This window comes from Variovorax sp. RKNM96 (assembly GCF_017161115.1).
Taxonomy (GTDB): domain Bacteria; phylum Pseudomonadota; class Gammaproteobacteria; order Burkholderiales; family Burkholderiaceae_C; genus Variovorax.
Genome location: NZ_CP046508.1, coordinates 3,277,777 through 3,303,235, shown reverse-complemented (window position 1 = coordinate 3,303,235; position 25,459 = coordinate 3,277,777). Strand labels below are relative to the sequence as shown.

Below are 25,459 nucleotides of genomic sequence, written 5' to 3'. Positions count from 1 at the left end.
TCTTCAGAAGCGGACACAGACGGATTGCCTTTCCTGCAGCACCGCCTCCTGGCCGAAATTCTTGCGGTACGTGTCGATGATGCCGGCGATGGCCGCGTCGTCCTTCTCACTGCGCGGGTGCAGCAGCACCACGAGCTTGGAGGGCTCGCGCACCACGCCGCCCGAGACGCCGCGCCATTGGCCGACGGCGTCGAGCACGGTCAGTCCTTGAGGGAACGCGGGGGTCACGGTGGTGTCGAGAAAGCCAGCCCATTGCCCATCCGACACCTGACCGCCGGCCGGGATGGCGCGGCCGAAAAAGAGCGTGTCGCGCTCGAAGGCATCGAAGCCGGTGCCGCAGGTTCTGCCAGCCGTCGACGCGGAAGGCAAAGCGCTGCAACCCGCGAGCACGATCACCGTGAGCGCAATCAGTGTCAGGCGGACACGGGAAGCAGCGTGTGCCATGGGTGGTCAGGCCTCCGGGGCGATCGCCTCGGCGTATTCGTAGAGCGCACCGAGGATCTCCTCGCCGCGCTCGTCCGCCGTTTCAGAGAGCGCATCGACTTCGCTGAACAGCTGCTCGATGGTGCGCACCCCGCCCTCGCCGTGGAACAGGCGCGCCACGCGCAGCGCCTCCCAGCGTTCGGTCTCTTCGGGGGCCAGCGATTCGGGCCAGTTGCGCGCGCGGTAGCGGAACACGATCTCCTCGAGGCGGCCGTCGTCGAAGCCGGTGCGGTCCTTGGCGAGCTCAGCCGCCGAGAGGCCGCGCAACTGGTTCAGCCGCCGGCGGTCGGCGTTTCCGACGAAGCCGCCGTAGAGGTCTTCATCGACATCCGGCGTGGCCTCCTTCGGCCGCGCGTACACCTGCGACCAGATGGCGCTCATGTCGGGCAGGTCGCGCGCGATGGCCGCGTGGCGCATCGCCGTGTCGAGGTCTACGCCCCATCGCTCGGCCATCGGCGGCGCGAGCGTGCGCAGGTTGCCGACCACCATCGGCGACTTGTTGAGGTGGATGCCCTTCACAGGCAGGCGCACCACGCCTTCGGGCAGGTCGGCCGTGCGGGTAAAGAGCCGCAGGCGCAGCGTCTCGACATCGAGGTCGCGCAGTTCGCTCGGGTCGTGGGCCAGGTCCCAGGCGATCAGCTCGTTCTTGTTGGTCGGGTGGCTCGCCAGCGGCCACATCACGGCGAGGCAGCCGCGCTCCACCGGGAACATGCCCGAGACGTGCAGGAAGGGCTTGGCGGTCTCGCGCATCGCGGGCAGGCCGAGTTCGCTCGCCACGCGATCCTTCCTGTGCAGGCCGAAAGCGAAGTCGAACAGCTTGGGCTGTTTGTCGCGGATCAGCCGGGCCAGCGCGATGGTCGCGCGCACGTCGGAGAGCGCATCGTGCGCCGACTCGTGCAGCAGGCCGTTGGCGCGTGCCAGGTCTTCGAGCTTGAAGCTGGGCTTGCCGTCTTCCTTCTTCGGCCACTCGATGCCTTCGGGGCGCAGCGCGTAGGTGAGGCGCACCACGTCGAGCAGGTCCCACCGGCCGCAGTCGTTCTGCCACTCACGCGCGTACGGGTCGATCAGGTTGCGCCAGAAGAGGAAGCGCGTCACCTCGTCGTCGAAGCGGATGGTGTTGTAGCCCACGCCAATGGTGCCGGGCTGGGAGAAGGCGCGCTCGATCTGCGCGGCGAAGTCGTGCTCGGGTATGCCGCGTTCCAGGCACACCTGGGGCGTGATGCCGGTGATGAGGCAGGCCTCGGGGCTGGGCAGGTAGTCCGGCGCGGGCTTGCAATAGATCATCAGCGGCTCGCCGACTTCGTTCAGCTCGGCATCGGTGCGGATGGCGGCGAACTGCGAAGGCCGGTCGCGACGCGGCACCGCGCCGAAGGTTTCGTAGTCGTGCCAGAGAAAGGTGTGGTTCATTCAGAGCAAGGGTGAAAACAAGCGCGCAATGGAATCGCCGAGGCGACGCCAGAAATTCTGTGGCCGGTTGGCGCGCACCGCGCCGGAACTGTGCAGGTCGGTCTCGAACTGCGCCGCCAGCGGCCGGGCCAGTTCGGGGCCGTAGACCACCGCGCAGACCTCGAAGTTGAGCCGGAAGCTGCGGTTGTCGAAATTCGCGGTGCCGATCATCGCGCAATGCTCGTCGACCACCAAGGTCTTGGAGTGCAGCATGCGCGCCTTGTATTCCCAGACTTTCACGCCTGCGGCGATCAGCTCGTCGAAGTACGAACGCGCGGCGGCGCTCACGATGGCCGAGTCGCTGCGGCGCGGCACCAGCAAGCGCACGTCCACACCGCGCAATGCAGCACTCGTCAGCGCCATCAGCGCGGGCTCGCCGGGCACGAAGTACGGCGTGGTGAGCCAGGCGCGGTGCGTGGCCGAATGGATCGCCTCGACGTGCATGCGGTGGATCGGCTCGAGCACGTTGTCGGGGCCGCTGGTCACGATCTGCACGGGGATGTCGCCGGCGTCGAGCTGCGGCAGCATCGCTGCCATCGCGTCGTCCATGTCGCGCGGGTCTTCTCCGGTGGCGTAGGTCCAGTCTTCGAGGAAGGTGGTCTGCAGCCAGCGCACCGCGCTGCCCTCGATGCGCAGGTGCACGTCGTGGTACGCGTCGGGGTTGGTGCGCTTGTCTTCCTCGTCGGTGATGTTCACGCCGCCCGTGAAGCCCACCCGGCCGTCGCACACCACGATCTTGCGGTGGGTGCGGTAGTTGGTCACCGGGCGCAGGCGCCGACCGATCTTGGTGTCATGGAAGAGCGCGACCTTCACGCCCGCCTCGTGCATCGGCGCCATGAACTTGCGACCGATGCGCTTGGAGCCGAGTGCGTCGAGCAACAGGCGGACGACGACCCCCTCCTTCGCGCGCTCGACCAGCAGGTCGCGCAGCGCGGTGCCGATCTTGTCAGGCTCGAAGATGTAGTACTCGAGGTGGATGTGGTCCTTGGCCGCGCGCACGGCCTCGAAGATGGCATCGAAGGTGCGTGCGCCGCCCGAGAGCAGTTCCACGTCGGACGCGCTCGACACCGGCAGTCCGCAGGCCGCGGTACCCAGCCGCGCCATCTGCTGCAGCGCCGGTGGCGCGTTCTGCGCCGCATCGCGCAGCCGGGCGAGGTCGGCCTGCGCCGAGGCCCCGGCGCGGTTGCGCAGCCGCTTGATGCGTTGCTTGCGCAGGCGCTGCGGCCCGAGGAAGTAATAGATGACGAAGCCCGCGAACGGCAGCAGCGCCAGCGACAGGATCCAGCTCATCGTGGACACCGGCGCCCGCTTCTGCATCACGATCCAGATCGACAGCACGGCGATGTAGCCGCTCCACGCGAGGGAGAGGCCGGTTTTCCATTCGTGGCTGAGTTCGGGGAGGATCAAGGCAGAAAGGGCGTGCGGTTGAGCTTGCGGGGTTCGGACGGCCCAAAGAAAAAGGCCGGCAGCGCGATGCTACCGGCCTTTGGAGGCGGTTCCGCGGCCTCATCGGCCACGGAATGCCCGGTTTCTTCAACCGGTTGCAGCCTCTTCAGCCTCGGGCTTGGACTTGCCTTCCTTCTTCGGCAGCGGCTGGATGTCCAACAGCACTTCGTCCTTGTCGTCGAGGTCGACTTCGAGGCGCCCGCCGTCGGTCAGGCGACCGAAGAGCAGTTCGTCGGCCAGTGCACGACGGATCGTGTCCTGGATCAGCCGCTGCATCGGACGCGCGCCCATCAGCGGATCGAAGCCCTTCTTCGCCAGGTGCTTGCGCAGCTTGTCGCTGAAGGTGACTTCCACCTTCTTCTCGGCCAGCTGCGTTTCGAGCTGCAGCAGGAACTTGTCGACCACGCGCAGGATGATGTTCTCGTCGAGCGCCTTGAAGTTGACGATGGCGTCCAGCCGGTTGCGGAACTCGGGCGAGAACAGACGCTTGATGTCGCCCATTTCGTCGCCCGCCTGCCGCGGGTTGGTGAAGCCGATGGTCGCCTTGTTCATGGTCTCGGCACCCGCATTCGTCGTCATGATGATGATGACGTTGCGGAAGTCGGCCTTGCGCCCGTTGTTGTCGGTCAGCGTGCCATGGTCCATCACCTGCAGCAGCACGTTGAAGATGTCCGGATGCGCCTTCTCGATTTCGTCGAGCAGCAGCACCGAATGCGGCTTCTTCGTGACGGCTTCGGTCAAGAGACCGCCCTGGTCGAAACCGACGTAGCCCGGAGGCGCGCCGATCAGGCGGCTCACCGCGTGACGCTCCATGTACTCCGACATGTCGAAGCGGATCAGCTCGATGCCCATGATGTAGGCAAGCTGCTTGGCCGCTTCGGTCTTGCCGACGCCCGTGGGGCCGGAGAACAGGAACGAGCCGATCGGCTTGTCGCCCTTGCCCAGGCCCGAACGCGCCATCTTGACCGCGGAGGCCAGCACTTCGAGTGCCTTGTCCTGGCCGAACACCACGCTCTTCAAGTCGCGCTCGATCGTCTGCAGCTTGCTGCGGTCGTCGTTGCTGACGTTGGCCGGGGGAATGCGCGCGATCTTCGCCACAATTTCCTCGACCTCGGTCTTGCTGATGGTCTTCTTGCGCTTGCTCGGCGGCAGGATGCGCTGGGCGGCACCGGCTTCGTCGATGACGTCGATCGCCTTGTCGGGCAGGTGACGGTCATTGATGTACTTGGCGCTCAACTCGGCGGCAGCTTGCAGGGCGGCCACCGCGTACTTCACGCCATGGTGTTCCTCGAAGCGCGACTTCAGGCCCTTCAGGATGTCGACGGTTTCCTGCACCGACGGCTCGACCACGTCGACCTTCTGGAAGCGACGCGACAGGGCCGCATCCTTCTCGAAGATGCCGCGGTATTCGGTGAACGTGGTCGCACCGATGCACTTGAGCTGGCCGCTCGAGAGCGCGGGCTTCAGCAGGTTCGACGCATCGAGCGTGCCGCCCGAGGCTGCGCCCGCACCGATCAGCGTGTGGATTTCGTCGATGAAGAGCACGGCGTTCGGCTTGTCCTTCAGCGACTTGAGCACCCCCTTCAGGCGCTGCTCGAAATCGCCGCGGTACTTGGTGCCGGCCAGCAATGCGCCCATGTCGAGCGAGTAGACCTGCGCCTCGGCGAGGATCTCGGGCACGTCGCCCTGGGTGATGCGCCATGCCAGGCCTTCCGCAATCGCAGTCTTGCCAACGCCGGCCTCGCCCACGAGCAGCGGGTTGTTCTTGCGCCGGCGGCACAGGATCTGGATGACGCGCTCGACCTCGTATTCTCGGCCGATCAGCGGATCGATCTTGCCGTCCTTGGCGAGCTGGTTGAGGTTTTGGGTGAACTGCTCGAGCGGCGATGCCTTCTCGTTGCGTTCGCCGCCGCCCTCTTCGCCTTCACCTTGAGGTGCTTCGCCGCTGCCCTTGACGGCTTCGGGCGGATCGCTCTTCTTGATGCCGTGGGCAATGAAGTTCACCACGTCGAGGCGGGTCACGCCCTGCTGGTGCAGGTAGTAGACCGCGTGCGAGTCCTTCTCACCGAAGATCGCGACCAGCACGTTGGCGCCGGTGACTTCCTTCTTGCCGTTGCCGGTGGACTGCACATGCATGATGGCGCGCTGGATCACGCGCTGGAAACCCAGCGTGGGCTGGGTGTCTACATCGTCGGTACCCGCCACTTGCGGCGTGTTGTCCTTGATGAAGTTGGTGAGCGACGCCCGAAGGTCGTCGACGTTCGCCGAGCAGGCGCGCAGAACTTCTGCGGCGCTCGGGTTGTCCAGCAAAGCGAGCAGTAGATGCTCCACGGTGATGAACTCGTGGCGCTGCTGCCGGGCCTCGACGAAGGCCATGTGCAAGCTGACTTCCAGTTCCTGGGCAATCATGTGATTTCCTTTTGCCTTGCTGTAAATAAGTTCTCAGATGGGTTGGAGCTTGCGCAATTCAACAGGTTCACGCAACTGGCTCACTGACACATTGCAGCGGGTGCCCAGCCTGCTGCGCGGCCTCCATGACCTGATTCACCTTGGTGGCTGCCATGTCGCGGGAATAGACCCCACAGACGCCGCGGCCATCGAGATGGATTTTCAACATGATCTGCGTCGCGGTTTCGCGGTCTTTGCTGAAGTACTCCTGCAGCACCACGATCACGAACTCCATGGGGGTGTAGTCATCGTTCAGCATGACCACCTGGTACATCTGGGGCGGCGCAGTTTTCTGCGGCCGGCGCTCCAGAACGACCGAATCTCCGTCATCCCCGGCCGGTTTTTGGGCCGGAGGGGTGGGTGGAGTCTTGGGAATTCTCGTTGCCATGAAAAAGATTCTATAGAGCGTGCAAGCACCGTGCCGACGCGAGAAGACTTGGTGGCGCGTATTCGACAAATCAAGGGGCTTGCGCCGTGTCCGACAGCACAGCGGCAAAATAAATCTGCGACTCGCAGACTTGCTCAGATGCTGCGAAGAATTGGCTTGCTCGGCGCCGGCATTTTTTTGCGCCGCGGCCGGAGGGGCGGCGGCAGATCGGGCGGCAATGCGTCGATTTCCTCGTCGCTGAGCTCGCGCTCGGGTACTTCCGGGCTTTCGGCAGGCGCGAGTGGCGGCCTGCGCATACCCATCGACTCGGGCGGATTGGCAGGAACCGGGGACGGCGCAGGCGCCGGTTTTGCGCCCTGGCTGCCGTTCGGTTGCGGTGCCGGGGGCAGCTTGGCGCTGACAGGTTCGGGCCACAACGCACGCCATTCGGCCTGTCTCCGCTCGTCCTGCTCCGCCTGCCAGCGTTGCTGCTCACGCAGCAACGCCTCGTGACGCCCCGCATGCTGCCGTCCGAGAAGCTCCAGTTCGGTCCGAGCCGCCCGCTGGACCCACTGCGGCACGCACAACAGGGTCTGTTGCAAGTCCCGCTGGGCTTTTTCCCTGGCGAGCTCGAAGGCCTGTCGTTGGGCCTCCAGTTGCGCACGCACCGTTTGCGAGAAGATCCAGGCACCGAGCCCCGCCCCGAGTATTCCCGAGGCGATGCAGGCCGCCATGGAGCCGATGTGCATCTCACCGCCCATCAAGCACGCTCCCCTTCGGAGTCCCATTTCTGCAACAGATCGAGCGGAATGGCATTGGCCACCTGCGCAAAACGCCGGCCGACCATGCGCTCGGCCTGCTTGAGCAACACCGCCACCGGGCTGCTGGGCTCGTGGATTTCAAACCACTCGCGTGCACTGCGGATGGTTTGAAGGACATCGTCGCGTGCAGTCAGGCCGGAAGCGCTGGGGCACTCGGCGCTTTCATTCGATGCGGCGGGCTCGGCACTGGGAATCGCGTCGATGTCGTCGAAGGGCTTCAGGAGGTCGATCAGCGCCTGAAGCGAAGGCGCGTCCCCGCCCAGGTGACGTACCGCCCAGGCAGCGATCTGCCGAGCTGCGCGCGACGCCTGCGACAACAGGTTCACCGGCGCCTCGGCATCTCCGTTCGAGGCTAGACGCAACTGGGCCAGCTGCCAGGCGACGGATTCAGGACTCGGCGCACCGACCGGACGCGGCACCGACCAGGCACGCTCGATCTCACGCACCGTCAAGTGCCTGGCGGCGTTGGCGGAGACGACGATCTCCCGCACATCACCCAGCAATCCATCAGGATCCGCCAGCGCCGCCAGGGCGTTGGCGCGCACGGCCGGATCGTGCTCCCCTTCCACAACGAGCTGCGGATGCACCGCGTCGGGCCAGCGCTCCAGCACCTCCGAGAGCACGGCCAATGACTGCGCAAGCCCTGCGGCCTGCGCCACCCTCGCGCGCGCCCGGCACAGCCAGACGAAGAGGTTGATGTCCCGGGTCCGCAGCAGCAGGCGGCGGCAATCGCGCTCGATCTCGGCCCAGTTCGGCGCTTCCGGCGTTCCGACGAACTGCCCGTATTGCGCGTCGACGCGCGGTGACATGCGCGAGAGCAGCACGGCGTATTCCGCGTCGTATTCGAGGCTGGGGCCGCAAGGATCCCTGGCGGTCAAGGGTTCGAGCTCGATGGCCGGCACGAGGGGTCTGGCAACGTAGGTCATGGATGTCGGAAGAAAGAGTCGGAAGAGTCAATGAACGGGCTGGGTGAACCCGGCATCGCTGCGATGGCGCGCGCCGATGTATTGCTCAGGCTCGAACACCATTCCCACGGTGAAGCCGACAACTTGTGCGGCGCAGCCTTCCGGGCCGCCGAGCCATGTGGACCATCCGAGCTTTTCCGATTCGTCGAGCCGGGCGGGCGGCGTGCTGTCGTTGCGCAGACGCAGCTCGACCTCCCAGACAAACTCGTGACCAATGAAACCTCGCACCCATTCGACGAGCAACGGGAGGTCTCGCCCGTGGGGGGTGAAGCGCAGGTACTGGTCGAGCGTCAATGGGCCGATCACCAGGCGGAACTTGTTCTGCCGATCGGCCACGACCTCTCCCGCAATCGCCCCCACCGCCATGACGCTGGAAGCGCGTGCCAGGCCCAGGCGGCTCCGGTCTTCGTCGTCGATGCGGATCCAATGCAGCACGAACTCCTGGAGTTGGACGGGGACCGCGAAGAAGCGGGCCAACGTGGCGGCCAATCCGTCAGGGTTGCGGGCCTCCCGCGTCAAGTGCGTCGAGGCCGCGAGGCGGGCATGCGCGGGCAATGCCGAATCGCGGATCTCCAGCGGGTCGTGTCCCGTGAGGCGAGCGATATAGCGACTGAATGACTCGTCCTCGGCACGGTCCAGCCCCGCCGCTGCCTGGCTCTGCGCCCACGCGCGGTACATGTGCGTCAGGTAGCGGTGGTGGAAAAGATCCAGGAAATCCGCCAGCGTGCTGTCGTTGTGGTTCTCGACACGATCTCGAATCAGCTCCGTGTAGTGCAGCGGCAGTGGCCCGTTGGGGCCCAGCAGGCCCAGGCCGTACACGCGCATCGTGGGGATATCCGGATTGTTTCCCGGGCGCAGCGGCGCCGCTCCTGAAAGGGCCGGTTGCGGCTCGCCCGGCAGCACGGCGCCGGCAATTTCGCGCGGCGCGAATATCAATGCCGCCACCTGTCCCAGTCGAAAAGATTCCTGCTGAGGACGGCTGGCGAGCCCGATCGGGGGCTGTGGAGAGCAAGCAGCACCGATGCGTCTCAGCACGGCAAAGAAGCCGAATTTCCAGGGAGCATCGCGCAATCGCACGAGCATTTCCCGCTGCGCCGGTCGAGCGGAGGATTGCTTCACAAGACGCCCTCACTGTCGCCATCGTGCCGCGAACCGATCCGGACATGGCTGTCCGGAGAGAGATCGTGATGCTCGCGCCGCGTCAGACTGGGTAACGGGACCTTGGCTTCGCGGGCAAGCTCCGGCGCGAACATGCCCAGCACGTCTTGCGAGGGCTCCGGATCGAGAAGTTCCGATCTCGCAAGCGGTTCGAACGCCTCGATGATCTGGTCGATGCCTTCGCGCGGCAGCAGGATGTCGCGCAGCAAGGGATACGGCTCGGCCCTCCTGCTCAACTCTTCCAGCGTAAGCGCGGCCTCGGCACCGAGAGCCGCAAATCCTTCCCAAAGGGTGTGACCGGAAAGCTGACTGGGATCCTGAACCACGCGCACGAATTCTTCGTGCAATGCGTCCAGCAGGACGCCTGCAGGTCCGGCATCGAGTGGCGGGCCAGCGGAATGCGTGGTTCGCGCTTCGAGGCGCGGCCTTTCGTCAAGCAATGCGGCCAAGGTGTCCGCGGCGGGGCGAGACCTCGCCCCCGCGATGTCGAGCGCGCCGAAAGGATCGACGAGGGGGTCGATTCGCCGGCCGTCGGCGTTGCCTTCACCATTCAGGTCGTACAGATCGAAGACTCGCGGCAAGGCAGCCCCGAGGCCCCCGTCTTCGGGCACGGTCAGTTGGCCCTCTTGCGTTTCGAGGGCCCCATGCATCCGTTCGGGCGCCTCTCCCGCCCCCTGCTCCAGCACGAAGCGCAGCAGCCCCACTTCGAGCGTATCTCCCACCGCGACAGGCACCACCGCGCCGGCCTGGACTCGCTTGCCATTGCACGCGCACATCAGCGTGTAGCTGCCATTGCTCAGTTGCCATCCCCCGGCTTCGTCGCACCAGGCAATACGACACAGATTGGCAACACCCCATTGACCAACGCTCTGGTGCTCACTGCACAGGTGGAGGATATCGGCCATGCCCGCGCCGGCCGGCGGAATCGACATGGTTCCGTATCGCGCCTCGCCGCCACTGTGGGTGAGGCGAAGAACCAAAGGAGCCACATGGGCGTTCCCCGCGTGAGGATTGCGGGTGTTCATGGCAAGACGCTCCACAATTTTTGCAGCCTGTTGGCCGCGCCGATGAATCGACCGTTGGCGTCCTGTTGCCAGAACGCGCTTTCGGCACGCGCACCTTGCAGGCGGTGCGGCCAATCGGCCCAGGGAAGATGACGGACACCATGCAGTTCGGCCGCGGGATCGTCGCTGAGGGCCGGGCCTGTCTGCTGATCGAGCAAGGCTTGCAACCAGCGAACTCGCTGCACGGAGAAGTCTTTTTCCAGTTCGCGGCTTTCCGTCCGCAGTGCGCGCACCGTGATCTCCAGGGCCTGAATGTCGGTACGGCTGATGCGTGCGTGGCGGGCGACGGCGCGTGCAAGCCAGAACTGCCAATCGAGCGGCTGACGAAGCTGCGCCTCGAAATGCCGCATGGCCCGGCGCGGAGACTCCTGCTGATAGATCACCAGGGGATGAGGCCGCCCTGCCCTGTCGACGGACGGCGCAATCACGCCAAGCACAAACCGTTGCCGCGCAAACGGCAAGGTGCCGGGCGGTAGTGCGAAAGCGACCGGCACCGACATTGCCCTCGTGGCGATGCCAACGTCCGCGTCGAGGCCGTGCTCCGCGAGCCATTGCGTCCAGGCCTCCGCTTCGCCGGGCCGCACGCCGCTGTGCACGAAATCTGCGTGCCCCGGCAGCTTGCCCCAGATGGCTGGTGCGGACGCGCGGCAGGAAGCGATCAGTCTTGCGAGCATGGCGTCGGGGTGTCAGGCCGCTCGTCCCGGACAGCGAAAGCCCTTGAGCACATCACTGTTGAGTGGGTTGGGCTGGCTGCCGGCGTTGATGTCGATCAACGCCTTGCGGCCGTCGAACGAGTACTCGACGCTCAACCGCCCCGGTGTCGCCGTGTTCACGATGCGCCCCTTTTCGAGCAAGCGGAACAACGCCCACGGCCCGTTGGCCATGAATGTCGAGGTAAGACCCGAGATTCGCGGATTGGCCGTGATCTCCGCCATCGCGCCGCCGCGCGGCCCCGGCCAGCGGACGGTGAACGCCTGTACCGGACCGTGGATATAGCGCTGGCCTTGCCCGTCGATGTCGATGATCAGGTCGGTGATGCTGGGCTCCAGTTCAAGCACCTGCAGATCCATCTTCCACGCCAGTTTCTTGCCGCCCGCATCACGGAAGAAAAGATCGCGGATCTGTTGCGCGCGGTAGAAGGCATCGAGGTTCGGCCCGCTCTGGGCCAGCAGCTTGAGCAGCTCACCAAGCAATGTCGGGCCCGTGGTCGCGGGTGCCGGCGCCCCTCCGCCGGCAACGCCCTCCGCACCGGCAAGGGTTTGAACCGCATTCGGATCCTTGTAGCGCCACGGGCGCACGCTGGTATCGACGTATGAAGCCAGGTACTTGTTGAAGAACTCGTCCGCGGCGCCGCTCGCGGCGAAGACCAGCGTGAAGTCCTCGATGGATGCATCCTGCGCCACTGCAGCCAGCGGATAGCGCCCCTCCACGCCGCGCTTGCACGGTTCGCTGACCTGCATCGCCATCAGGCCCATGATGCGATCGAGCTGCTGTTGAGCCTGGTTTCGCAAGATGCCGGTGGAACCGAGCGCCACCTTGTCACCGCCACTCGTGGCCAACGCGGCCAACACCTCGCGAAACGGCGCGGGGAGTTTCCCGGCTTCCAGTTTCAGCCGCGCACCGACTTCGGAGCCTCCGGGCGGCAGGCTGCCCGCCGTCAGCGCGGTATCGGCCACGACCAACAGCGTGTAGAACTCATTCACGAGGCCCGAGATGCTTTCGAGTCCCGGCTTGGCGCCGGCAGCGCCGGTATTTCCTGCGCCGATGTCGGGCTGCCCTGTCACCACCTCGCGCAGCGCGGCAAAGCGGTTGTCGACGATTTCCTTTTCGAGTCGTTCCTCTGCGCGAATGCCGAGGTTCCGGCCGATCGCGCTGGTCTGCTTGCTCAACTCATCGGAGGCCTTGTCGAGAAACCCCTTTTCTTCCTGGGCGCGCACAACCAGCGGACGCGACAGCGTGGTCTCTCGCGCCGCCGCGCGCGCCAGTCGCGCCAGAGGTGAATCGGGCGCGGCAAATTGCCGCAGCACGCTCAGGTCGAACCCCAGGCTGGTGCCGGTGGTGTCGCCGCCCCCGACCGTGCGGATCGATTCGAGAAAGGCTTCCCACTGCTGGGCATATTCGCTCAGGTATTGACGACGGATGTCATCAAGGAACCGATCGTTCTGCAATTTGCGAGCGGCAGCATCGAGCACTGCCGAGGCATTGCGCCCCATGACCCACGCGTCGTCGTCAATGGCTTGTCCGACGAATTCCGGCAGCCGCTTGCTGAAGACGTCGTGGTATCCGTCATAGGTGAAAAGGCCCGGCACTCCTTTTTCGAGAGGCAGACCACCGGCACGGGAAAACACCGTGCCGGCTTGCGGCCCGACCGCCCGGACCAACGTGAATTCCTGGGGAGCTTCCGACAGCATCGCCGCCTTGGCGCGCTCGTAGACGCGCTGCGTCGAGGTGTTGCTGTTCAGGAAATCCTGCACCGCGCGAACAAGCACCTCGTTCGGCAGCGATGCCGACTGCACCGGGCGTTCGCCGGCAAAGAGCGCCGTTGCATGGCCAGCCATCGAAGCGCGTCCGCCGAAGGCAACAGCACTGTCGGCATGCTCCCAGTCCTTGAGAACCCAGTTGCGAATGTCCCGAGCGCCTCCTTTCATGTACCTGTCCTTGTCGTGCAGGAGCTTGTAGACGCGCAAGGTTTCATAGGCAGTCTTGGCGTCGCCATCCTTCATGCTCTGCGCCAGCACGGTCTCCATGCGCTGGAGGATGGTCGGCAGCAGGGTGTGGTCCTGCAGCCGGGCATAGGTTTCGCCAGTCACGGCCAGCACCGGCGACACGCTGTACAGCCCGTAGCGAAAGCTGCCCGGCGGGTTGTCGATGTCAAGACCGGAGTAGCCGGGCAACTCGCGCGCACCGTTGAGCACGTCCGGCACGCCTGCCGGCTTGAAGCTGCCGTACAGCGCGCGCACCTGGCCGGCGAGCACATCCGTGCGCTGGCCGACAGTGTCCAGGTATCGGCGGTTGTTGCCGTAGCTCACTGCCAGCGCGCCGGCCAGCCACATGAAGATCACGAACGCCAGGGCATGCCCCATCAGGCGCAGCAGCCGGAACCGGAATTCCCAGCGCAGATTGGGCCTCACCAAGTGGGCTTCCGGGATGATGACCTTGGTCAGCAGCTCCTGGAGAAAGAACCCTTGCTGCCCCTGTCCGGACGCCGTGCCGGCGGCATGCGGGTTCGGGGCTGGCGACAGGCCGAGGCTGCGTTGCAGTCGCTGGATCAGCGTCCCGGGATCGGCGGGCAGTTCCATATGGGCTTGCACACCGCTCGTGAAGTACACGCCGCGCAGCGTGTCGTGCAACTGGGTCTTGTCGAAACGCGAGACGAGAAAGATCTGGTCCAGCATCGGCATCAACGGTACCGCCAATCCGGCCAGCTCCTTCGGCAGCGCGAAGAGGCGCTTGCGGCGCTCGACATCGAACTCTTCATTCAGCCGCGCGCGCAGACCATCGGCCAACCGGTCCTTGAGCAATGCAAGCTCCGCTTCCATCTGCGCGCGGAAGGTGTCTCGGGCCTGCATGCCGGCCCGCGTGTTCTTCATGCCGTGGAATGGCAGCGCGAAGCCCCAGGCCTGCATGCGCCCTTCGCTGGTGAGTGATTGAAAATATTCGCTGAAACCCCGCAGCAGATCCATCTTCGTGACGACCACGTAGACGGGAAAGCGAATGCCCAACTCCTGGCGCAATTCGGTCAGACGATCGTGCACCAGGCTCGTATGCTCGGCGCGCTCCATCTCGGTCATGGTCAGCAGCTCAGCCGCATCGAGCGCAACGATCACGCCATTGAGCGGGGCACGCGTGCGGTGTTTGCGAAGCAGACCGAGGAAAGCGCGCCACTCGACCGGATCGGTCACGGGATTGCGCTCCTGCGTGGTGTAACGGCCTGCCGTGTCGATGAACACAGCCTCGTTGGCAAACCACCAGTCGCAATGCAGCGTGCCGCCTTCCGACTTGAACACCACGCGCTTCGAAGCATTGCCCATCTGGCGCGCCAGGGGAAACTGCAGCCCGGCGTTGAGCAGCGCCGTGGTTTTCCCCGCGCTGGCGCTGCCGATGACCATGTACCAGGGCAGCTCGTACAGATAGCGATTGCCTTCGAGCAGACGACGCAATCCACCACGGCCGCGCAGACCCTTGAGTTGAACCAAGGCGCGATGGACCGCGGCGGTGACCGTCTTGATCTCTTCCCTGCCCGTCTCGTCCTTGCCCGCGTCCCTTCCGAAGCTCAGGACCTTTGCAAGCAGGTCCTCGTTGTTGCGCAGGGCCTGCCAGAAGCGATGAAGCCAGTACAACGCATACAGCAGCAGGATCCCGCCAATGATCGCTACACGCACCCCAACCGACGCGAGCGGCTTCGCTGCACCGATGTCCAGCAAGGGTCCCGCCTGCCAAAGCAGCAGGCACATCGCGGCCACCCCGACCAGGCTGTACGGCCCCGAAACGAGCCAGAGGATGCCAAGCACCAGCAGCAGCACGATGAAAGCCACGCGCACGCCAACCGAAGCCAGCGGGCGCAGTCCATCCACGGCCAGCAAGGGACCGAAGAACCAGATCGCCATGGCCAGCAGCACCATGGCGACAAAGGCCAGCATCTGCCGGGAAAAAATAAACGCCAGGAACTGTTTGAGGTATTGCATGAGTGACTCCCGGGCCGCCTCTAGCGTGCCGCCGGCGTTGCGGCTGGCGACGCGGCGCTGTCGCCGTCGCCCTGGATGACGACGATGTCGACACGGCGATTCCTGGCTCGCCCGGTTGCCGTTGCGCTGTCGACCATCGGCATCGTGTCGCCGCGCCCTTCGGTACGGATGCGCGACGCCACCACGCCCTTGCCCAGCAGCACGGCAGTCACTGCTTCGGCCCGCTTCTCGCTCAAGACCTGGTTGTTGGGAAAATCGCGGGTCCTGATCGGACGGTTGTCGGAGTGGCCGGTGACCTGGACAGCGCCCGAGACCTGGTTGATCTCGTCCGCCACCTTGTCCAGAACCGGAAGAATCTTTGCGTTCAGGCGTGCCTGGCCGGGGACGAACATGTCGTCGCCCCTGAACGTGACCGCGCTGCGGTGCTCGTCTTCTTCCACGTTCACCGTGCCGCGTGCAATCTCGGGAGCCAGCAACTCCTTCAGGCGCAGTGGCTTGACCAGAGGCGCTGGTGGTGCGGGTGGCGGACGCATCCGGCCGATGGCGGCGATGCGCTGCTCCACGTCGGCGCTCGTCTGCAACAGCCGGTACTTGTACCAGGCGAACAAGCCGGACAAGACCAGCGCCAGCAGCGACGCCGTCGCCCATACCGGAACGCTGCGCAGCAGACGGAACGTACCCGCCCCCACACCTTTCCAGTGCGGCGACAGATCACGCGGTACTTCGCCGCGCGCAGTACCGAGCAATGTGAAGAGCCGATGGCGAACTGTCTCCAGTTGCCGACGTCCGTTGGCCGCCGTGCTGAAGCGCCCCTCGAAGCCCAGCCCGAGGACCTGGTACATCAGCTCGAGCAGATCGATGTGTTCCTGCGGGCTGGCAGCCAGGCGGCCCACCAGCAGGAAGAACTTGTCGCCTCCCTTCGTGTCGCCGTGGAACTTCGCGGCCAGCTGCTGTCCGGCCCAGATGCCGGCTTCACCATTCTTGCCACCGCCCCACTCCGTGCTGTTGGCGGATTCGTCGAGCGCGGTGCACAGCGAATAACTTGCCGCGACCACATGCTCGTGCCTGATTTGCGCGCTGCTGCAGAGCGATTGGAAGCTCGCCACCTCGCGCTCCAACAGCCGATGCAGGATCGTCACGCCTTCGCTGCCGAGCGTCGCCGGCATGTCGGCGAGTGCGCGCAGCAGCGGCTGAGCTGCTTCGAGCAGGGGATTCTTGGCAGCGGTGACCGCAGCCAGGCGCACTTGCATCGGCGGCTCCGGGGCGATATGCACGCCCTCCGTCGCATCACCCGGCCAAGAGTCCTTGGGTGACGAGTCGTCGGATGGAGCGAAGTCCCCCGAGTCGCCGCTGGGTTCTTCCCGGTTGTGCGTGGGATCTTCGAGAAAGGGCTTCATTTTTCCCGCACCCCCCAGAGTTCAAGACGCAGGCCTGGGAACTCACCCGCCACATGCAGGGCAAGTCCGCCATGCTTGACCATGTGCTCCCACAGCGGTCCGCGCGAGTCGATCTGAAAGTAGACAAAGCCCGCATTGAAAGGGATCTGGCGCGGCGGCACCGGCAGCGTTTGAAGCGGGATACCGGGCAGGTGCGAACGGATGAGTTCAGCGAGCCGATCGCTCGGCCCGACCTTGCAGCGCGCCGGAAACTGGCTGGCCAACTGATCGGGCGGCGTATGTGCTGCCACGGCGAACACGAGGCTGGAGAAGCCTTGCAATTCCGAGGGTTCGACACTCGCCACGCGCACACCGTTGGCCCGATTGGAAAGGGGAATGCTCTGTGCACTGCGAACCAGCACATCGTTGAGCAAGGCCTGCACATCGGTCATCAGCTTTCGAAAGGACAGACAGGGATCGATGTGCTGATAGGCAGGGTGCTCGATCGGACGACGCGTGCTCGCGCGCACGAACGTCGCAAGCTCTCCGCTGAAGGAGCACAAGGCGGTGTAGAGCGCTTCCGGCGAGGTCTCTCGCACACGCAGCCAGTGTTCGAACAAGGGCTCGTAGCGATTGAGTATCTGCAGCAGCAGGAAGTCGGACACCTCGGCCGACTCGCTCGACTTGCCATCATTACTGCTGAGCCGTGTTGCGAGCGTTTGCGCGCGGAGGCGACACAGGCCGTGCAGATTCGTCACCCAATCGGCCAGCAGCGGGCTCGCACCGTAGCCGGCAACGGGCGGAATCAGATACGGGTCGGTGGCGATGCTTCCGTCGGAGCGCAGCACCGTCACCTTGGCGAGCGGAAGGCCGATCCAGGCATTGGTCAATTCCCGTTGCGGCAGCAGGCGCAACCGCAGGCGCGAAAGCTGCACCGTCTTCGGACCTTGCCCGATGGAATTTGCATCACGCAACTCGGTGTCGAAGACCGAGAAGCGTGCGAGCGATGCCGCGGAGGCCGCTGCATCGTCGAAAGTCGTTTCCTCGCCATTGGGCGTGCGAATGGGCACGGCCAGATGGATGACCTGCTCCAGATGCTCCGGCTGGATGGTGAGCGGTGCGGGCGGCAGCGTCTGGCCAGGCGCGTCGAACGGCGTACCGTCCGAAAAGATGCCCGCGGCACTGGCAAGCACAAGCTTGCCAAGGGACAGCGATTCCGCATCGATGCTGTAGTGATTGAAGCCCCAGTAGAAGGGGCTGAGCGAGGCCGTGCGCTTGTGCGCGAGGTGCTCGAGGTAGCGCTCCTGCTGCTGGAAGAGCTGCGGACGCAGGAAGAGCCCTTCGCTCCAGGCGACTTTGTTGTACCAACTCATGAGATCGATCGTTGTGCGTGCAAGTCGCGGGCTTATTTGAGGGGGGTGAGCTGGACGCCCTTGGCTTGAAGATCGATCTGCAACCTGACCTTGTTGGCCGGCAGAACCGAGCGATACCAGGCGACTTCCGGTGCAGGGTCGATCTTTTGCACCACACGCCAATCGGCTTGAGCGAGATCGCGATACCCGGCAATGACACCGATGGCGGCAATGTCGGGATGTGACTTGCGACGGATGGTCTTGACATCGCCGGGTCGCAGGATGAATTCGTCTCGAACGAGCAGCTCGTTGCCGATCACGGCCTTGTCGTTGCTGGCGAGTGAAAAGTAGTCGGCGGCCTCGAAGACACCTTCCGACTTGAGTTCGTAGACACGCACCAGGATGGGCGCCGCCCTGCCCTTGTCGTCGGGGTTGACGCCAGCCTCTGCCGTGATCGTGATGTCGAGCCTGGTCTGCTCTCGCGGGTAAGAGAACTGGGCGCACGAGGGCTGTGCCGTGACCAGCGCGAGCACCGGAACGAACGGCGAAAGCACCACGAAAAGCCATTGCCGCGAGGCGGTCCGCCAGGGACAAGGCGCGTTGAATGACATGTTGAAGAGGAAGTGATGCAGTGATGCGATCCGTCGACCGGGACAACCGCAGGCAGCGCAACACACCCTTGTGTGCCACGCCGCGCGAAGCCGAGAGGCCCTGAGCTGACTCAGGACCCGCCGCTGCGGTCAGGACTCCTTGTTGCCCTTGATGTCGTAGCCAGCAGTGACTGCGCCGCCGCTGCCGCCCTGGGCGTTCTGCACCGAGTACTCCTGCTTGATCTTGGAGAACGACAGGCGCACGCGCTCCCTGATACGCAACTCGTCGGAGTTCGAGCCAAAGGGCTGGACGGCGGTGATGATCACGTCCGAGAAAGTGAACTTGAGGTACTCGAGCGGATTGCCGCCGGCCTTGCGGATGGTGAGCTTCGCTTCCTGGACGTGCTTGCCTGTCAGGCAATACTTCATCAGGTTGGGACTCGAGCGATCGACGTAGTGCTCGAACTCCAGGTCCTCGACCGTGGCTTTGCCGGCGCCGCCGCCCGAGCCGGCATGCATGGTGGATTCCTGGAAAGCCTTCCAGTTGAAGGCCAGGACTTCGATCTCGTTCTTGTGATCGGAATCCTGGGATTCGCCTTCGATCCCATTGATCTTCAGAAAAATGTCTTGCGTCATAAAAACTCCCTGAACTTGGTTTTTTCAATGTTTGACTGATGCTCTGCAGCGCCTCCCTCGGCGCTTCAAGCGACTTCGCGGATGGCGTCTTCGCGCCACTTCATCGAACAACTCGAAACGGTTGAAGGCGGGCCGGTCAGGCCGCTTCCTTGAGGGACGGCAACTTCGCCACAAGGCGCAGTGAAACGGTCAGGCCTTCGAGCTGGAAGTGCGGGCGCAGGAAGAATTTCGCGCTGTAGTAGCCGGGGTTGCCCTCGATGTCTTCCACCACGACTTCAGCCGCCGCGAGCGGCCTGCGCGCCTTGGTTTCCTGCGACGAGTTGGCGGGATCGGCATCGACGTAATGCATGATCCATTCGTTGAGCCAGCGCTGCATATCGTCGCGCTCCTTGAAGGAACCGATTTTGTCGCGAACGATGCACTTGAGGTAGTGCGCGAAACGGGTGCTCGCGAACAGGTACGGCAGGCGGGCCGACAAGTTGGCATTGGCCGTCGCATCGGGGTCCATGTACTCCTGCGGCTTCTGCATGGACTGCGCGCCGATGAAGGCAGCGTGATCCGTGTTCTTGCGGTGCACCAGCGGAATCAGGCCTGCCTTGGCGAGCTCGGCTTCGCGGCGGTCCGAGATGGCGATCTCGGTCGGGCACTTCATGTCGAAGCCGCCGTCGTCGGTCGGGAAGGTGTGGCATGGCAGGTTCTCTACCGTGCCACCCGACTCCACCCCGCGAATCATCGTGCACCAGCCATAAAGCTTGAAGCTGCGGTTGATGTTGACGGCCATGGCATAGGCCGCATTGCTCCACACATAGTTGCGATGGTCCGCGCCCTCGGTCTCTTCTTCGAAGTCGAACTCGTCGACCGGATTGGTCTTCGCGCCGTAGGGCAGGCGCGAAAGAAAACGCGGCATGGCGAGGCCGACGTAGCGCGAGTCTTCGGTATTTCGCAAAGAATTCCAGGGCGCATGCTCGAGGTTCGAGGTGATCTTCGCGAGGTCGCGAGGATTCGCAAGCTCCTGCCACGACTCCATGCCCAGCAACGATGGCGCCGACCCTGCAATGAACGGCGCATGCGATGCCGCTGAAATCTTGGCAATGGCGCCCAGCAGTTCGACATCGGGGGGCGTGTGGTCGAAGTAGTAATCCGCCACGAGACAACCATAGGGTTCGCCGCCGAGCTGCCCGTACTCTTCCTCGTAGATGCGCTTGAAGATCGGGCTCTGGTCCCAGGCGATGCCCTTGTGGCGACGAAGCGTGCGACGCACTTCATCCTTCGATACATCCATGAAGCGGATCTTGAGTTTCTCGTCCGTCTCGGTGTTGTAGACAAGATGGTGCATGCCGCGCCAGGCCGACTCGACCTTCTGGAACTCGTCCTTGTGAAGCACCAGATTGATCTGCTCCGAGAGCTTTCGATCGATCTCCGCAATGATGGCTTCGATGCTGCTGTAGGCATCGTCGGTCATGGTCGCGGCATTGACGAGCGCCTGCTCGGCCAGGGTGCGCACGGCCGCCTCGACGGCGTCGCGGGCCTCCTCGGTCTTGGGCCTGAACTCCTTGTCCAGCAGGGACGCAAAGTCGGAGGGATTGGCGTATTGCGCCGTCACGGGCGCGTCGAGCACGGAATCGCTTGTGGTGTTCATGTGAAGTTTCTTGATTCAGGTTCACACCGCCGAGTCGGCAGTCGGTGCGTCGTTGTGATCTGCCGCTCGAGGCCTGGGTGCTTGCGCCAGTGACTTCATGAGCGCAGGGTCTTGCAGCAGTTTGTTGACAAGGCCCTCGGCGCCCGCTTTTCCATCCATGTACGTCTGGAGATTGGCAAGCTGGGTGCGTGCTTCGAGCAGGCGACCGAGTGGCTCGACCTTGCGAGCCACGGCCGCCGGCGAGAAGTCCTCGATACTTTCGAAGGTGATGTCGACCATGAGCTGACCCTGGCCCGACAGCGTGTTGGGCACGGCGAAGGCCACGCGCGGCTGGATCGCCTTCATGCGTTCGTCGAAGTTGTCGATGTCGATGTCGAGGAACTTGCGATCGGCCACCGGCGGCAATGCCTGGGTGGGCTTGCCGGAAAGATCGGCCAGGACACCCATGACGAACGGCAGCTCGATCTTCTTCTCCGAGCCGTAGATTTCCACGTCGTATTCGATCTGCACGCGTGGCGCCCTGTTGCGGGCGATGAACTTCTGACTGCTGTTGTTGTTTGTCACGAAAACTCCCTGATGAAAACTAAGAAATACAGCCTGGAAACGCTGCGGTTTGAAGAGTCAGACGTACTCGGTATGGCAGATGACGACATCTCCTTCCTGCAGGTCCGGGTCGGCTTTGCCGCGGGACCTTGCGTCAACAGAAATCCGGGCGATCGTTCGCTTTTCCTGCAAGGCGTTGAGCCACTGCCGTGACAAGACCGGCAGCAGGTTCTGCTCGATGAAACCCGTCAGGCGGCGTGCGCCGGTTTCATGGGTGCCGCATCGATCGACGATTTCGGCCACCAGGCCGGGGGCGCAGTGCAATGCGATGCCATGCTGCTGCTTCATTCGACGGACCACCCGGTCCAGATGCAGCGAGACGATATTGGCCAAGGCCTGCTCTCCCAACGGCAGGTAAGGCACGACGGACAGACGCCCCAGGAACGCGGCCGGAAAAACCTGGCGAAGAACAGGCTGCAGCGCTTCGCGCAAAGCTTCGACTCCAGGCGACGATGCAGGGTCCTCGCACAAGCGCTCGATGAGTTCCGCACCGGTGTTGCTCGTCAACAGGATGGTCGTGTTCCTGAAGTCGATACGACGGCCTTCGCCATCCTCCATCCAGCCCTTGTCGAACACCTGGTAGAAGATTTCGTGGACATCCGGATGCGCCTTCTCCACCTCGTCGAGCAGGATCACGCTGTAGGGCTTCCGACGCACGGCCTCCGTCAGAACACCGCCTTCTCCGTAGCCCACGTAGCCCGGCGGCGAGCCCTTCAGCGTCGAGACGGTGTGCGACTCCTGGAACTCGCTCATGTTGATGACGATGAGGTTCTGCTCGCCGCCATACATTGCGTCCGCAAGTGCCAGCGCGGTTTCGGTCTTGCCGACGCCCGAAGGACCGGCCAGCAGGAAGACACCGACCGGCTTGTCCGGATCGGTCAGACGCGCCCGCGACACACGGATGCGCTCCGCGATAGCGGCAAGCGCACGGTCCTGCCCGACGACGCGTTCGCCGAGCGTGGATTCAAGCCTGAAGACGGCGGCGACTTCGTCTTGCACCATGCGGCCGACGGGTATTCCCGTCCAATCCGCAACGATGGCCGCGATCACGGACTCGTCGACCTGGGAAAGAACCAATGGCAGGTCCTGCTGGCGCAGCAGGAGTTCTTCCTCCAGGGCCTGCAACCGCGCCGAGGGCCAATCGCCCTCGGCGCCACTCTCCCCCTCCTCCCTCTTCTTTGTTCTCAGCGATTGAATCTGCCGAACCATCGCGAGCTCTTCTTGCCACCGAGCCTCGTATGCCGACAGTTCATGTTCGGTGGCATCGAGTCGGGCCTTTGCAGCGTCGAGGCGCTTCGATCGGGCATCGCCGCCCCGCGAAATCGCGCTTTCCTGAGTCAGCAAAGCGAGTTCCACATCCAAGGCGGCGATCCGCTGGCGCAGTTGATCGACGACGGCGGGTGGTGTGTGCAGCGACATGGCGACACGCGCACATGCCGTGTCGAGCAGGCTGATGGCCTTGTCCGGCAACTGGCGCGACGGAATGTAGCGATGGGACAGCGCCACCGCCGCCCGCACCGCCTCGTCCAGCACGGTGACGCCGTGATGCTCGGCAAAGGTAGCGACCAGCCCGCGCACCATTTCCACAGCCAAAGCTTCCTCGGGCTCGGCGACCTGCAGCGTCTGAAAGCGCCGGGTCAGCGCGGGGTCCTTCTCGATATGACGCTTGTATTCGCTCCACGTGGTCGCGCCAACGGTACGCAACGTGCCGCGCGCGAGAGCAGGCTTGAGCAGATTGGCCGCATCCCCGGTTCCAGCCTGGCCGCCGGCGCCGATCAGGGTGTGCACCTCGTCGATGAAGAGAATCACCGGCTGACTCGAGTTGCTCGCTTCTTCGAGCAGCGATTTCAGGCGGGACTCGAACTCTCCCCGCATGCTGGCGCCAGCGAGCAACGCGCCGACATCGAGACCGAGCAGGCGGGCATTGCGCAGCGATGGTGGAACCTCGCAGTTGGCAATTGCCAGCGCGAGTCCTTCGACCACGGCCGTCTTGCCCACACCAGCCTCTCCTGTGAGCAGCGGGTTGTTCTGCCGCCGACGCAGCAGGATGTCGACCATCGTGCGTATCTCGTGTTCGCGGCCGATCACGGGATCGATTTGCCCGCCGCGGGCGCGGTCCGTCAGGTCGATGCAATACCGGGCCAGGGCAGATTTGCCGTCCGGCGAATCGGCGATCGCGCCGCTCGCTTCTCCTGGCATTGCCGCCGGGAGGCCAAAGCCGTCGTGCGGCCCTTCGTTGTGTTCAGGGGAGCCCGCGATAAGCGAAACGACAGCATCCGTCAGTTGCTCGGCGGGTAGCTTTCGGAACGCAGGCGATATGCCAAGAAGCAGCCGCCGCAACTCCGGCGTTTGCACCAGCGCCGCAAGCAGCCAGGCACTGCGCACGCGGCGATCGCCGAATTCGAGACTGGAGAGAATCCAGGCACGCTCGATGGCTGCTTCGACGTGATGGGAGAAATCGCTCAGCGATGTGGCGCCCGAGGGCAATTCCGACAATCTGGAAACCAGATCTTTCTCGACGACCTGAAGATCGACCTGGTAATGACGGCAAATGCGATGCAGATCGCTGTCGTTCAGTTGCCAGAGTTGATGAATCCAGTGCGTCAATTCGACATATGGATTTCCTCTCAGCTTGGCAAAAGCAGTTGCGGATTCAATACCGCGAAACAAAGTGAGGTTGAGCTTGCCGAACAGCGCGCGTCGAGAAATTGTCATTGCAATTTACCGACGCGGAAACAGTGTTAATTTCGCGGCGCAATTACGTGACACATCGCTCAGCAAAGTGCCTTTATTTACTGCTTTCCTGCCCACTTCACGCTCCCTATGCTTTCTCGAATAGGCGTGATTCTGTGTGGTTGCGAAGGCCTGTGCGGTGCACAATTTCTACCAATAGTTAAACCTCAAAAGCAGGCAATTGATTCGTGAAATTTCTCCGACGGCCCGCAATTCAAACAACCCAAAAGTAGTAATTTCCATTGAATAGAGTGGCATTCGGCCCAGAAAAAAACCCTTGAATTCCTCTCGGAAGTTCAAGGGCTTTTGACAGCGACGTCATAAGACGTCGAAACGCGCAGTCGATTACATGTGCTCGATCATGACCTGCCCGAAGCCCGAGCAGCTCACCTGCGTCGCACCTTCCATCAGGCGCGCGAAGTCATAGGTCACCCGCTTGCTGGCAATCGACTTCTTCATCGCGCTGATGATCAGGTCGGCCGCTTCGGTCCAGCCCATGTGGCGCAGCATCATTTCGGCCGAGAGGATTTCGGAGCCGGGGTTCACGTAGTCCTTGCCGGCGTACTTGGGCGCCGTGCCGTGCGTGGCTTCGAACATCGCGACGGTGTCGCTCAGGTTCGCACCCGGGGCGATGCCGATGCCGCCGACCTGTGCGGCCAGGGCGTCGGACACGTAGTCGCCGTTGAGGTTCAGCGTGGCGATCACGCTGTACTCGGCGGGACGCAGCAGGATCTGCTGCAGGAACGCGTCGGCAATGCTGTCCTTGACGGTGATTTCCTTGCCCGTCTTCGGGCTCTTGAACTTCATCCACGGACCGCCATCGATCAGTTGCGCGCCGAACTCCTTCGCAGCCAGGGCGTAGGCCCAGTCGCGGAAGCCACCTTCGGTGAACTTCATGATGTTGCCCTTGTGCACGATGGTCACGCTGGGCTTGTCGTTGTCGATGGCGTATTGCAGTGCCTTGCGCACCAGGCGCTCGGTGCCTTCGATCGACACGGGCTTCACGCCGATGCCGGAGGTGTTGGGGAAGCGGATCTTCTTGACGCCGAGCTCGTCCTGCAGGAACTTGATGAGCTTCTTGGCCTTGTCGCTTTCGGCTTCGAACTCGATGCCCGCGTAGATGTCTTCCGAGTTTTCGCGGAAGATGACCATGTTGGTCTTGTGCGGCTCGCGCACCGGGCTGGGCACACCTTCGAAATACTGGATGGGGCGCAGGCACACGTAGAGGTCGAGCTCCTGGCGCAGGGCAACGTTCAGTGAACGGATGCCACCGCCGACGGGCGTGGTGAGCGGGCCCTTGATGGACACCACGTAGTCGCGCACGGCATGCAGGGTTTCCTCGGGGAGCCAGACGTCGGGGCCATACACCTTGGTCGACTTCTCGCCGGCATAGACCTCCATCCAGTGGATTTTCTTCTTGCCGCCGTAGGCCTTGGCCACGGCCGCATCGACCACCTTGAGCATCACCGGCGTGATGTCCAGCCCCGTACCGTCGCCTTCGATGAAAGGGATGATCGGTTGGTCGGGCACATTCAGCGAGTTGTCGGCATTGACCGTGATCTTCTGGCCTTCGGTCGGGACTTGGATGTGCTGGTAGCTGGACATGAGGGGGATGCGCTCCGGGGGTGATGTAATTTTGAGGAGTGT

At 63.9% G+C, this 25,459-nt stretch carries 19 protein-coding genes; all 19 read right to left on the bottom strand.

Going from position 1 to position 25,459, the window contains the following annotated elements; all coding sequences use genetic code 11:
- Positions 1-3: 3 nt before the first annotated feature.
- The 19 genes from GNX71_RS15220 to icd all read right to left on the bottom strand — a co-directional run bounded on the left by GNX71_RS15220 (position 4) and on the right by icd (position 25,417).
- The gene (locus GNX71_RS15220; RefSeq protein WP_206179071.1) at positions 4-444 is read right to left on the bottom strand and encodes a DUF3574 domain-containing protein; all 441 of its coding nucleotides are present in this window, start codon (positions 442-444) and stop codon (positions 4-6) included.
- A 6-nt stretch (positions 445-450) separates the two neighbouring features.
- Positions 451-1,890: an exodeoxyribonuclease I gene (gene sbcB / locus GNX71_RS15215; RefSeq protein WP_206179070.1), complete on the bottom strand. Its 1,440-nt coding sequence runs from the start codon at positions 1,888-1,890 to the stop codon at positions 451-453.
- On the bottom strand, positions 1,891-3,336 hold the full coding sequence (cls, locus tag GNX71_RS15210) for a cardiolipin synthase (protein ID WP_206179069.1): 1,446 nt from the start codon (positions 3,334-3,336) through the stop codon (positions 1,891-1,893).
- Between the two features lie 126 nt (positions 3,337-3,462).
- Positions 3,463-5,784 carry an ATP-dependent Clp protease ATP-binding subunit ClpA gene (clpA, locus tag GNX71_RS15205; protein WP_013541677.1) on the bottom strand — a complete coding sequence of 774 codons (2,322 nt, stop codon included), beginning with the start codon at positions 5,782-5,784 and terminating at the stop codon, positions 3,463-3,465.
- 67 nt (positions 5,785-5,851) lie between these two features.
- On the bottom strand, positions 5,852-6,211 hold the full coding sequence (clpS, locus tag GNX71_RS15200) for an ATP-dependent Clp protease adapter ClpS (RefSeq protein WP_013541678.1): 360 nt from the start codon (positions 6,209-6,211) through the stop codon (positions 5,852-5,854).
- Positions 6,212-6,345: 134 nt separating this feature from the next.
- Positions 6,346-6,951, bottom strand: coding sequence for a hypothetical protein (locus GNX71_RS15195; RefSeq protein ID WP_206179068.1), 606 nt, complete (start codon positions 6,949-6,951; stop codon positions 6,346-6,348).
- Positions 6,951-7,937 (bottom strand): type VI secretion system ImpA family N-terminal domain-containing protein, encoded by a 987-nt coding sequence (locus GNX71_RS15190; RefSeq protein WP_206179067.1) that lies wholly within the window; start codon positions 7,935-7,937, stop codon positions 6,951-6,953. The genes GNX71_RS15195 and GNX71_RS15190 overlap by 1 nt, the downstream gene beginning before the upstream one ends.
- A 27-nt stretch (positions 7,938-7,964) precedes the next feature.
- On the bottom strand, positions 7,965-9,059 hold the full coding sequence (gene tssG / locus GNX71_RS15185) for a type VI secretion system baseplate subunit TssG (protein WP_241027321.1): 1,095 nt from the start codon (positions 9,057-9,059) through the stop codon (positions 7,965-7,967).
- 32 nt (positions 9,060-9,091) lie between these two features.
- Positions 9,092-10,159 (bottom strand): TagK domain-containing protein, encoded by a 1,068-nt coding sequence (locus tag GNX71_RS15180; RefSeq protein WP_206179065.1) that lies wholly within the window; start codon positions 10,157-10,159, stop codon positions 9,092-9,094.
- Positions 10,156-10,872, bottom strand: coding sequence for a type VI secretion system-associated protein TagF (tagF, locus tag GNX71_RS15175; protein ID WP_206179064.1), 717 nt, complete (start codon positions 10,870-10,872; stop codon positions 10,156-10,158). Before tagF ends, GNX71_RS15180 begins: the two co-directional genes overlap by 4 nt.
- Before the next feature lie 12 nt (positions 10,873-10,884).
- Entirely contained in the window at positions 10,885-14,883 is a 3,999-nt protein-coding gene (tssM, locus tag GNX71_RS15170; RefSeq protein WP_206179063.1) for a type VI secretion system membrane subunit TssM, read from the bottom strand.
- Between the two features lie 20 nt (positions 14,884-14,903).
- Positions 14,904-16,280 (bottom strand): type VI secretion system protein TssL, long form, encoded by a 1,377-nt coding sequence (gene tssL, locus GNX71_RS15165; RefSeq protein ID WP_206179062.1) that lies wholly within the window; start codon positions 16,278-16,280, stop codon positions 14,904-14,906.
- Positions 16,277-17,632, bottom strand: coding sequence for a type VI secretion system baseplate subunit TssK (tssK, locus tag GNX71_RS15160; RefSeq protein ID WP_206179061.1), 1,356 nt, complete (start codon positions 17,630-17,632; stop codon positions 16,277-16,279). Before tssK ends, tssL begins: the two co-directional genes overlap by 4 nt.
- Positions 17,633-17,664: 32 nt before the next feature.
- The gene (gene tssJ, locus GNX71_RS15155) at positions 17,665-18,222 is read right to left on the bottom strand and encodes a type VI secretion system lipoprotein TssJ (RefSeq protein WP_206179060.1); all 558 of its coding nucleotides are present in this window, start codon (positions 18,220-18,222) and stop codon (positions 17,665-17,667) included.
- Between the two features lie 129 nt (positions 18,223-18,351).
- Positions 18,352-18,837, bottom strand: coding sequence for a type VI secretion system tube protein Hcp (locus GNX71_RS15150; RefSeq protein ID WP_206179059.1), 486 nt, complete (start codon positions 18,835-18,837; stop codon positions 18,352-18,354).
- A 136-nt stretch (positions 18,838-18,973) separates the two neighbouring features.
- Positions 18,974-20,476 (bottom strand): type VI secretion system contractile sheath large subunit, encoded by a 1,503-nt coding sequence (tssC, locus tag GNX71_RS15145; RefSeq protein WP_206179058.1) that lies wholly within the window; start codon positions 20,474-20,476, stop codon positions 18,974-18,976.
- Between the two features lie 21 nt (positions 20,477-20,497).
- Positions 20,498-21,040 carry a type VI secretion system contractile sheath small subunit gene (gene tssB / locus GNX71_RS15140; protein ID WP_206179057.1) on the bottom strand — a complete coding sequence of 181 codons (543 nt, stop codon included), beginning with the start codon at positions 21,038-21,040 and terminating at the stop codon, positions 20,498-20,500.
- Positions 21,041-21,097: 57 nt separating this feature from the next.
- Positions 21,098-23,794, bottom strand: coding sequence for a type VI secretion system ATPase TssH (gene tssH, locus GNX71_RS15135; RefSeq protein WP_206179056.1), 2,697 nt, complete (start codon positions 23,792-23,794; stop codon positions 21,098-21,100).
- A 363-nt stretch (positions 23,795-24,157) separates the two neighbouring features.
- Positions 24,158-25,417 carry an NADP-dependent isocitrate dehydrogenase gene (gene icd, locus GNX71_RS15130; protein ID WP_206179055.1) on the bottom strand — a complete coding sequence of 420 codons (1,260 nt, stop codon included), beginning with the start codon at positions 25,415-25,417 and terminating at the stop codon, positions 24,158-24,160.
- Positions 25,418-25,459: the final 42 nt, after the last annotated feature.